This is a genomic window from Candidatus Magnetominusculus dajiuhuensis, from assembly GCF_046044395.1.
Lineage (GTDB): Bacteria > Nitrospirota > Thermodesulfovibrionia > Thermodesulfovibrionales > Magnetobacteriaceae > Magnetominusculus > Magnetominusculus dajiuhuensis.
The window spans coordinates 1-5,014 of record NZ_JBJUSG010000187.1; the positions used below are offsets into that span (position 1 = coordinate 1).

The 5,014-nt window shown below is 48.5% G+C and carries 4 protein-coding genes and 1 pseudogene; 2 read left to right on the plus strand and 3 right to left on the minus strand.

From position 1 onward, the window contains the following. Positions 1-47 precede the first annotated feature (47 nt). The 3 genes and pseudogenes from AB7D94_RS16415 to AB7D94_RS16425 form a co-directional block, all read right to left on the minus strand. Positions 48-515, minus strand: a pseudogene (locus AB7D94_RS16415) (DUF7948 domain-containing protein); the annotation flags it as partial. 278 nt (positions 516-793) lie between these two features. Beyond that, entirely contained in the window at positions 794-2,671 is a 1,878-nt protein-coding gene (gene selB / locus AB7D94_RS16420; RefSeq protein ID WP_420267129.1) for a selenocysteine-specific translation elongation factor, read from the minus strand. 18 nt (positions 2,672-2,689) lie between these two features. After that, on the minus strand, positions 2,690-4,045 hold the full coding sequence (locus tag AB7D94_RS16425; RefSeq protein ID WP_420267130.1) for a TrpB-like pyridoxal phosphate-dependent enzyme: 1,356 nt from the start codon (positions 4,043-4,045) through the stop codon (positions 2,690-2,692). Between the two features lie 178 nt (positions 4,046-4,223). Between AB7D94_RS16425 and AB7D94_RS16430 the strand changes: the two genes are divergently transcribed. Both AB7D94_RS16430 and AB7D94_RS16435 read left to right on the plus strand, forming a co-directional pair. Then, the gene (locus AB7D94_RS16430) at positions 4,224-4,424 is read left to right on the plus strand and encodes a hypothetical protein (RefSeq protein WP_420267131.1); all 201 of its coding nucleotides are present in this window, start codon (positions 4,224-4,226) and stop codon (positions 4,422-4,424) included. Positions 4,425-4,563: 139 nt separating this feature from the next. Beyond that, complete coding sequence (locus tag AB7D94_RS16435) at positions 4,564-4,878, plus strand: nucleotidyltransferase domain-containing protein (protein ID WP_420267132.1); 315 nt, start codon at positions 4,564-4,566, stop codon at positions 4,876-4,878. Positions 4,879-5,014 lie beyond the last annotated feature (136 nt).

The following is a 5,014-nucleotide window of genomic DNA, read 5'->3' on the forward strand; positions in this document are numbered from 1 at the left end:
TGACAATAAACTATGCAACTGCCTCTTACTTATGATGGAGAACAAATTTACCTTGTTCTCGCCCCCTCAATCTTAAGGGCTATTTGATTATAATCCGCATCAGGAGCTACGACAAAATCGTACTCAATCTGGCGCTGATTGCCGTAAACAACGAGGTCAATCCCATCGTATATCTTCTCATATTTTACCTTCTCGTATGACGGCACATTTGTACGCCATTTCCCGGGGTCATTCCCGATGAAATAGTTGGATTTGCAGGTAAGCTCGCCAAGTCCGGTTATAGTCTGGGCGCCTGAGGCGTCTGTGTTGGGATTGACAAATTTTATCCGGATAGACTCTGTTTTTACCATATTTTCTGAAAGTTTCCTGTCAGTGGTTGTCATTGACAACACAAATTCCCCCGGTGTCATAAATAGCGTATAGCCCTGTCCTCTGGCTAAATACTTGACCGTCGGGTCTGTCTGTCCTTCGTTTGCCTCAAATGCTATTGGAAGTTTACCGTAGGAGCCGACAATCACGGCATTGTCCTCAGATTGCGTTGCCGCGGAAACATTAGCATATGCCAGCGTGCTGAGACACATAACAGCTATTAACGAAACTACCACAAAAACAACTGTTTTACCTTGATTTTCACTTCTCATGATTGAGCCCTCCTGTTTAATAGGTAAAGCGATATATCTGCTGGATTAACATCTACATATATCTACGCATTGATACTAATGCAGGCAGGTCAATGATGTCAAGAACTTTTTTATGGCATAATTGTTACACATTTGTCCGCCACTTACTTACATTATCTATCTAATATCTTTCTCTTGTCACCGACTCGCATAGTGATTTTCTTCCCGTCAAGATACTCCAAAAAGGGTAGGGCGTATTTTCTTGTTGTGCCCAGTACCTCCCTGAACTCAGATACGGCTATCTCATTTTTCCCTTTTGAGAACTCCCTTACAATTTCTAACATTTTTTCATACGCACATTGGTCTATGTATATGGAATCGTTTATTCTTACCAGAAGGCCATCTTTAGCAAGCAACTTTAATATATCCTCGGCCTGTTTCTCTTTTATTGAAAACGCGGTGGCAAGGTCTTGTCTTGACGGCGGCTGAAACTCCGACGCCCGCAGCGTCTCAATTATTCTTGTCTTTATTCCCTCGTCAATGTGAGTTAGGGACGGCTTGAAATCGCTCAGTCGTATCAACTCTTTATCGGTAACCACTTTGCTGAATGTGTTTAGAATCTTTAAGAATGTCTTTGTGTCTATTTGTTTAAATAAGCCGCGTAGCTCCTCTTTAGACATGCCCGACTGAAGAGGGTTTTTTTTATGATATGACAGTAGGATAGATGTTATTTCCTCGTGTAATTTATTAATGATAATTGTGTGAAATAATGTCTCGTTTACCTCGGTTATCAGCCCATCTTTTTTCAGCGTCTCAACTGCCTTATCTATGGCGGATGTGTCATGGGCTGCCCATGCGTAAAGTTTTTGTTTAAGAATCCCTTTAAGTGCGGCTGCCTTTATTTTCCCCGCAAGCCTTGACGTCAAATCGCCGGTCAAATAAATCTCAAAACTGGAGTCGTCATCTTTTTTCCTCCTTGCCGGTGGGGTTGGGTCAAGGACGATACCACCACCTACGGTATCTACGGGGGACAGTCGCCGGATTATAAATCTATCGCCTGCCATTGCGATGATAGGGTGTTTGAGACGCAGTTGGCAAAAGGCCGACTCACCCGGCATCAGTTTCTCTGAGCGGTGGAAAATCACACGGGCGGTTGTCTCCGATGTGCCGACATGAAAATGAACGCTTGAGCGGTTTTTTAACGGCTGGGCGTGTTTGAGCAGCTTAATTTCGGCGTCCAGTCTGTCTGTGGCGTCAATCGTCCCGCAGTGCACCACGACGTCGCCCCTATTTATATCATCTTTATCGACACCCTGCAAATTTACCGCAACACGCTGACCGGCAGAACCTGATTTGACGGCCTCGTTGTGGCTGTGAAGTCCGCGCACCTTTGTCCTTATCCCCGATGGCAGGATTTCAACCGCGTCGTCCACCGAAATCTGCCCTGAGATGGCCGTCCCCGTCACCACAGTACCAAACCCCTTGAGCGTAAACACCCTGTCAATAGGAAGACGAAAGATACCGTTGGGGGATTTTTGTATTGTGCCGAGGGCAGTCGCCTGAATCTGTGTCTTTAATTTATCAATATTATGGCCGCTCTTTGAGGACACCGGCACAATCGGCGCTCCTTCAAGAAAAGTCCCCGCAACGAAGTCCTTTATTTCCTCCACTACGACTTCCACAATATCCGGCTCAACAATATCTGTCTTCGTGACGGCAACAATCCCGGCCCTTATGCCGAGCAGGTTGCAGATGGCAAGGTGCTCTCTTGACTGGGGCATGACGCCCTCATCGGCGGCTATGGCAAACAGGACGAGATCAATGCCCCCCGCCCCGGCAAGCATGTTCTTAATCAGCCGCTCATGCCCGGGGACATCCACGATACCTACGGTAAGGCCATCGTATCTGAGATCGGCAAATCCAAGGTCAATCGTTATCCCGCGTTCTTTTTCCTCTTTCAGCCTGTCGGGGTCCACACCCGTCAGCGCCATTACCAGCGAGCTTTTGCCGTGGTCTATGTGCCCCGCAGTGCCTAAGATAACATGCCTCATATCAGGAGCTTCTCATCGTTAGCCAATAGTTGGCAGCCGCAGCAGGGCCTCTCTTATCCTATCAGCCGGATAAGCGCAGTCTATTATCATACCATCTATGAAGTCTGAGTACGCGGTCAAATCAAGATAGCCGTGGCCGCTGAGGTTAAACACGATAGTCCTTTCTTTGCCTTCCTCTTTGGCGCGCAGGGCCTCGTCAATGGCACACTTAATGGCGTGAGAACTCTCCGGGGCGGGGATAATCCCCTCGCTCTTGGCAAACAGCAGGGCCGCCGTAAAGACCTCCGTCTGGTGGTAGGCGCGAGCCTCGATGAGGCCATCATGGGTAAGCTGCGACACGAGTGAGGAATCGGCGTGATACCGCAGTCCACCGGCGTGAATCCCCGGAGGGACGAAGTCATGCCCAAGCGTGTACATCATAAGGAGCGGGGTAAGGCCGGCGGTGTCGCCAAAATCATATCTGAACTCTCCCTTGGTGAGGGTAGGGCAGGACTCCGGCTCTACGGCTATGACCCGTAATTCCCTGCCGTGTATCTTGTCATATAGGAATGGAAAACTCACGCCGCCGAGGTTGCTTCCACCCCCGCAACACGCTATCACGATGTCGGGATAATCACCGGCAATCTCAAACTGTTTCTTTAGCTCAAGCCCTATAACTGTTTGGTGAAGCAGGACATGATTTAACACGGAGCCGAGTGCGTAGTTGGTATCCTTGTGCGTTGCGGCATCCTCGACGGCCTCGCTGATTGCAATGCCGAGACTTCCCGGACTATCAGGGTCTTTATCAAGAATTGCCCTGCCGGAGTTTGTCAGATTGCTTGGGCTTGGATGGACTGACGCCCCCCATGTCTCCATGGATATGCGCCTGTAAGGTTTTTGGTTATAACTGACCCTGACCATATAGATGGTGACCTCAAGGCCGAAAAACACGCCGGCAAGGGATATGGCCGCCCCCCACTGACCGGCACCGGTCTCAGTGGCTATGCGCCTGATACCGGCCTGTTTGTTGTAGTAGGCCTGCGGGATAGACGTATTGGTCTTATGGCTTCCCGATGGGCTGACGCCTTCATATTTGTAATAAATTTTAGCCGGTGTTCCAAGGGCCTTTTCAAGCCTGTGGGCGCGGTAAAGCGGGGAAGGGCGCCACAGGGTATAGACATCTAAGACCTCCTCAGGGATAGTTATCCAGCGCTCCTGAGAGACCTCCTGCTCAATAAGCGCCATAGGGAAAATCGCCGCAAGGTCGTCAGGCCCGACGGGTTTATGGGTCACGGGATGAAGGGGCGGCTTAGGCAGGGTGGGCATATCGGCCATAATGTTATACCACTGGCGTGGAATGTCGTTCTCTTCTAAGATTATCTTAGTACGTTTCATGGAAACCTCCTCAATGTTTGACACGGCACAGTATTTATAGGGTATCATATAATACTCAGAGAGTGTAACTGATTTTGTATGATAGTGGCAATGGTTAACCATATTAGGTTGCTTAAATTTCTGAGGGGATTATTATGACTTGGATTATTATGACTTGGATAAGGATTAGAGGTATATAGTGGAAACGTTAAATGATATAGAAAAGGCAATCACGGCCTTAACGACAGGCGAGTTAGCCAGGCTTAGGGACTGGTTTGACGAATTCGACGCAAAGGGTTGGGACAGACAGTTCGAGGAAGACGCTATATCAGGCAGATTGAAACAGGTGTCCGACATGGCTGTTTCAGAATTTAAACAAGGCCGATATAAAAAGATATGAAACATTTCGCAGGCGCGTCTTTTTAGGTATACTATAAGAGTCTGCCTGCACTAGGGACAGGCTGGTTTCTCGTTCCAACACCCCCATGTTAAACACCACTCGGTTGGACAAAATGACTGCGTTGTGCTAATATTAACCTATGGTAACGCCTGATCCGATCCTTGCTCAATTTCGTGCGGCGCTTGTTGAGATTTACGGTGACCGCCTTGATCGCGTGGTGTTGTTTGGTTCTCGTGCGCGTGGTGATGAGCGCGAAGATTCTGATTATGATGTTGCCGTATTTTTGAAATCGCTTTCAGACAGGTGGTTTGAGCTGGATAGGTTGGCAGTGCTTTGCGTCAGTTTTATTGATGACACAGGCGCTTTTTTCGATGTTAAACCTTATTCCGCGACGGCTTATCAAGAGCGCTCTCCTCTCATGCATGAAATCAGAGAGGAAGGACTTGACCTGTGACAGATGATTACCAGATACAGTTGCCCGCAGGTTAATGAACTGGATTCCCGCTTTCCAGACTGTGTCACAATAGTAAAGCAGCCCCCCCCCCCTTTTTTTTTTGAGGTGGGGATGAGTCTGCCGCGGAGGTGTGGGG

Bases quoted from the DNA above. Each gene is read 5' to 3' on its own strand.
- selB (WP_420267129.1), bottom strand. From the start codon at position 2,671: ATGAGGCATGTTATCTTAGGCACTGCGGGGCACATAGACCACGGCAAA.
- AB7D94_RS16425 (WP_420267130.1), bottom strand. From the start codon at position 4,045: ATGAAACGTACTAAGATAATCTTAGAAGAGAACGACATTCCACGCCAG.
- AB7D94_RS16435 (WP_420267132.1), top strand. From the start codon at position 4,564: ATGGTAACGCCTGATCCGATCCTTGCTCAATTTCGTGCGGCGCTTGTT.